This is a genomic window from Microbacterium oxydans (assembly GCF_006540085.1).
GTDB lineage: Bacteria > Actinomycetota > Actinomycetes > Actinomycetales > Microbacteriaceae > Microbacterium > Microbacterium oxydans.
Genome location: NZ_BJOG01000012.1, coordinates 1 through 5,532 on the forward strand (window position 1 = coordinate 1; position 5,532 = coordinate 5,532).

The 5,532-nt window shown below is 54.5% G+C and carries 3 rRNA genes; all 3 read left to right on the plus strand.

Annotated elements, in window-relative coordinates:
• The first annotated feature begins 259 nt into the window (after positions 1-259).
• The 3 genes from MOX01_RS18970 (at position 260) to rrf (ending at position 5,525) form a co-directional block, all read left to right on the plus strand.
• Positions 260-1,783 (plus strand): 16S ribosomal RNA (locus MOX01_RS18970).
• Between the two features lie 412 nt (positions 1,784-2,195).
• A 23S ribosomal RNA gene (locus MOX01_RS18975) occupies positions 2,196-5,300 on the plus strand.
• 108 nt (positions 5,301-5,408) lie between these two features.
• A 5S ribosomal RNA gene (rrf, locus tag MOX01_RS18980) occupies positions 5,409-5,525 on the plus strand.
• The 16S, 23S and 5S rRNA genes sit together here, the layout of an rRNA operon.
• Positions 5,526-5,532: the final 7 nt, after the last annotated feature.

A 5,532-nucleotide genomic window follows, 5' to 3' on the forward strand; every position in this document is an offset into this window, starting at 1 on the left:
TAAGATAGAGAAGTTGCCCTTCGGGCCTGGCTGTGATGGCTGGGTCGTGGGAGCATCCGATCCTTGAGAACTCAACAGCGTGCACTTGTCAAATGCCAAATTATCCTCGTCTAGCTTCGGCTAGTTGAGAATTCCTTTGGATCAAAGACCAACTCCTTTCGGGGGGTTGGCAATGGATGAAGTCAGCAATGAATTTGTCTCTTTGGTCAGCATCAAACTCGCTGCGTCACCGTTTTCCCGGTGGGGTATGCATTTCTTTTTTACGGAGAGTTTGATCCTGGCTCAGGATGAACGCTGGCGGCGTGCTTAACACATGCAAGTCGAACGGTGAACACGGAGCTTGCTCTGTGGGATCAGTGGCGAACGGGTGAGTAACACGTGAGCAACCTGCCCCTGACTCTGGGATAAGCGCTGGAAACGGCGTCTAATACTGGATATGTGACGTGACCGCATGGTCTGCGTCTGGAAAGAATTTCGGTTGGGGATGGGCTCGCGGCCTATCAGCTTGTTGGTGAGGTAATGGCTCACCAAGGCGTCGACGGGTAGCCGGCCTGAGAGGGTGACCGGCCACACTGGGACTGAGACACGGCCCAGACTCCTACGGGAGGCAGCAGTGGGGAATATTGCACAATGGGCGCAAGCCTGATGCAGCAACGCCGCGTGAGGGACGACGGCCTTCGGGTTGTAAACCTCTTTTAGCAGGGAAGAAGCGAAAGTGACGGTACCTGCAGAAAAAGCGCCGGCTAACTACGTGCCAGCAGCCGCGGTAATACGTAGGGCGCAAGCGTTATCCGGAATTATTGGGCGTAAAGAGCTCGTAGGCGGTTTGTCGCGTCTGCTGTGAAATCCGGAGGCTCAACCTCCGGCCTGCAGTGGGTACGGGCAGACTAGAGTGCGGTAGGGGAGATTGGAATTCCTGGTGTAGCGGTGGAATGCGCAGATATCAGGAGGAACACCGATGGCGAAGGCAGATCTCTGGGCCGTAACTGACGCTGAGGAGCGAAAGGGTGGGGAGCAAACAGGCTTAGATACCCTGGTAGTCCACCCCGTAAACGTTGGGAACTAGTTGTGGGGTCCATTCCACGGATTCCGTGACGCAGCTAACGCATTAAGTTCCCCGCCTGGGGAGTACGGCCGCAAGGCTAAAACTCAAAGGAATTGACGGGGACCCGCACAAGCGGCGGAGCATGCGGATTAATTCGATGCAACGCGAAGAACCTTACCAAGGCTTGACATATACGAGAACGGGCCAGAAATGGTCAACTCTTTGGACACTCGTAAACAGGTGGTGCATGGTTGTCGTCAGCTCGTGTCGTGAGATGTTGGGTTAAGTCCCGCAACGAGCGCAACCCTCGTTCTATGTTGCCAGCACGTAATGGTGGGAACTCATGGGATACTGCCGGGGTCAACTCGGAGGAAGGTGGGGATGACGTCAAATCATCATGCCCCTTATGTCTTGGGCTTCACGCATGCTACAATGGCCGGTACAAAGGGCTGCAATACCGCGAGGTGGAGCGAATCCCAAAAAGCCGGTCCCAGTTCGGATTGAGGTCTGCAACTCGACCTCATGAAGTCGGAGTCGCTAGTAATCGCAGATCAGCAACGCTGCGGTGAATACGTTCCCGGGTCTTGTACACACCGCCCGTCAAGTCATGAAAGTCGGTAACACCTGAAGCCGGTGGCCTAACCCTTGTGGAGGGAGCCGTCGAAGGTGGGATCGGTAATTAGGACTAAGTCGTAACAAGGTAGCCGTACCGGAAGGTGCGGCTGGATCACCTCCTTTCTAAGGAGCATCTGACTCTTCGGAGTCCAGAACCCAGATCGAAGGCATACGTTCTTCGCTGGGAGCTCATGGGTGGAACATTTGACATGGTGCGAAGGATGTTGTTCTTCTCCAGTACGCCGCTTCGGTGGTTGGAACGGGGAGGGTGACGGATGTCGCACCTGCACGCTGTTGGGTCCTGAGGGACCGGATGCGGATCCTTTGGGATCTGGTCTGAACCTCTGGGCCTCTTTCTGTTTCCCCCGTGTGGGGAAGTGGTAAGGGGCACCGCCCGTACTTTGAGAACTACACAGTGGACGCGAGCATCTTGCAACAGCCTTCGGGTTGTTGCACAAGATGATCTTAAAGATCATTAGTCAATTTCAGATCCCGCCTTCGGGTGGGGTCGAGTTTTTGATTCAAACTCATGTGATTTCAAGTCTTTAAGAGCAAACGGTGGATGCCTTGGCATCTGGAGCCGAAGAAGGACGTAGCAATCTGCGATAAGCCTCGGGGAACTGATAAGCAAGTTTTGATCCGAGGGTGTCCGAATGGGGAAACCCCGCTGGGCGGCGTGCCGACCTAGTGACTCCCGCCTGAATATATAGGGCGGGTAGAGGGAACGTGGGGAAGTGAAACATCTCAGTACCCACAGGAAGAGAAAGCAACCGCGATTCCGTTAGTAGTGGCGAGCGAAACCGGATCAGGCTAAACCTAGCGTGTGTGATAGCCGGCAGGCGTTGCACGTTGGGGGTTGTGGGACTTTTCAGTCATCTCTGCCGAGGTGGCGGCGTTACAAGAAGGTATAGACGAACGGTCTTGAAAGGCCGGTCATAGAGGGTGCCAACCCCGTAGTCGAAATGCCTCTCTTGGCGCGAAGAGTATCCCAAGTAGCACGGGGCCCGTGAAATCCCGTGTGAATCTGTCAGGACCACCTGATAAGCCTAAATACTCCCAGATGACCGATAGCGGACAAGTACCGTGAGGGAAAGGTGAAAAGTACCCCGGGAGGGGAGTGAAATAGTACCTGAAACCGTTTGCTTACAAACCGTTGGAGCCTCCTTAGTAGGGGTGACAGCGTGCCTTTTGAAGAATGAGCCTGCGAGTTAGCGATATGTGGCGAGGTTAACCCGTGTGGGGTAGCCGTAGCGAAAGCGAGTCTGAATAGGGCGATTCAGTCGCATGTCCTAGACCCGAAGCGAAGTGATCTATCCATGGCCAGGTTGAAGCACGTGTAAGAGCGTGTGGAGGACCGAACCCACTTAGGTTGAAAACTGAGGGGATGAGCTGTGGATAGGGGTGAAAGGCCAATCAAACTTCGTGATAGCTGGTTCTCTCCGAAATGCATTTAGGTGCAGCGTTGCGTGTTTCTTGCCGGAGGTAGAGCTACTGGATGGCCGATGGGCCCTACAAGGTTACTGACGTCAGCCAAACTCCGAATGCCGGTAAGTGAGAGCGCAGCAGTGAGACTGTGGGGGATAAGCTTCATAGTCGAGAGGGAAACAACCCAGACCACCAACTAAGGTCCCAAAGCGCGTGCTAAGTGGGAAAGGATGTGGAGTTGCTGTGACAACCAGGAGGTTGGCTTAGAAGCAGCCACCCTTGAAAGAGTGCGTAATAGCTCACTGGTCAAGTGATTCCGCGCCGACAATGTAACGGGGCTCAAGCACGCCACCGAAGTTGTGGCATTGACATTATTGGTAGGCCTTCGTGGTCCAGCCGTGTTGATGGGTAGGAGAGCGTCGTGTGGCCAGCGAAGCGGCGGTGTAAACCAGCCGTGGAGGCTACACGAGTGAGAATGCAGGCATGAGTAGCGAATGACGTGTGAGAAACACGTCCTCCGAAAGACCAAGGGTTCCAGGGTCAAGCTAATCTTCCCTGGGTAAGTCGGGACCTAAGGCGAGGCCGACAGGCGTAGTCGATGGACAACGGGTTGATATTCCCGTACCGGCGAAGAACCGCCCAAGCTAATCCAGTAGTGCTAAGTGTCTGAATCCCAGTGACTGATCCCTTCGGGGTGACGCTCTGGGCCTAGCGCACGACCCCATTCTGGTGCGGTTAGCGTATTAACAGGTGTGACGCAGGAAGGTAGCCCAAGCCAGGCGATGGTTGTCCTGGTGCAAGTGCGTAGGCCGAGTCGTAGGCAAATCCGCGATTCACATAGGCTGAGACACGATGCGGATAAAAAGTGGGTGATCCTATGCTGCCAAGAAAAGCATCGACGCGAGGTTCTAGCCGCCCGTACCCCAAACCGACTCAGGTGGTCAGGTAGAGAATACCAAGGAGATCGAGAGAATCGTGGTTAAGGAACTCGGCAAAATGCCCCCGTAACTTCGGGAGAAGGGGGGCCATCCACTTATACGGATTTACTCCGAAAAGGGTGTGGTGGCCGCAGAGACTAGTGGGTAGCGACTGTTTACTAAAAACACAGGTCCGTGCCAAGTCGCAAGACGATGTATACGGACTGACGCCTGCCCGGTGCTGGAAGGTTAAGAGGACCGGTTAGCCGCAAGGCGAAGCTGAGAATTTAAGCCCCAGTAAACGGCGGTGGTAACTATAACCATCCTAAGGTAGCGAAATTCCTTGTCGGGTAAGTTCCGACCTGCACGAATGGCGTAACGACTTCCCAACTGTCTCAACCGCGAACTCGGCGAAATTGCATTACGAGTAAAGATGCTCGTTACGCGCAGCAGGACGGAAAGACCCCGTGACCTTTACTACAGCTTGGTATTGGTGTTCGGTGTGGCTTGTGTAGGATAGGTGGGAGACTTTGAAGCATGGACGCTAGTTCGTGTGGAGTCATTGTTGAAATACCACTCTGGTCACTCTGGATATCTAACTTCGAACCGTAATCCGGTTCAGGGACAGTGCCTGGTGGGTAGTTTAACTGGGGCGGTTGCCTCCCAAAAAGTAACGGAGGCGCCCAAAGGTTCCCTCAACCTGGTTGGCAATCAGGTGTCGAGTGTAAGTGCACAAGGGAGCTTGACTGTGAGACTGACAGGTCGAGCAGGGACGAAAGTCGGGACTAGTGATCCGGCAGTGGCTTGTGGAAGCGCTGTCGCTCAACGGATAAAAGGTACCTCGGGGATAACAGGCTGATCTTGCCCAAGAGTCCATATCGACGGCATGGTTTGGCACCTCGATGTCGGCTCGTCGCATCCTGGGGCTGGAGTAGGTCCCAAGGGTTGGGCTGTTCGCCCATTAAAGCGGTACGCGAGCTGGGTTTAGAACGTCGTGAGACAGTTCGGTCCCTATCCGCTGCGCGCGTAGGAAATTTGAGAGGATCTGACCCTAGTACGAGAGGACCGGGTTGGACGAACCTCTGGTGTGTCAGTTGTTCCGCCAGGAGCACCGCTGATTAGCTACGTTCGGGATGGATAACCGCTGAAAGCATCTAAGCGGGAAGCCGGCCTCAAGATGAGATTTCCATACCTTCGGGTGAGAGGCTCCCAGCCAGACTACTGGGTTGATAGGCCAGATGTGGAAGTGCAGTAATGCATGCAGCTGACTGGTACTAATAAGCCGATGACTTGATAACACACCGTTTGTTGGTGCTACGCGTCCACTGAGTGGTTCTCGATGTACGGTCGAGAACCGCATAACAACAATGACTTTGTTATGTGTTTGATTGAAACATCAATAGTGTTTCGGCGGCCATAGCGTGAGGGAAACGCCCGGTTACATTCCGAACCCGGAAGCTAAGCCTCACAGCGCCGATGGTACTGCAGGGGGGACCCTGTGGGAGAGTAGGACACCGCCGGACTCCTTTT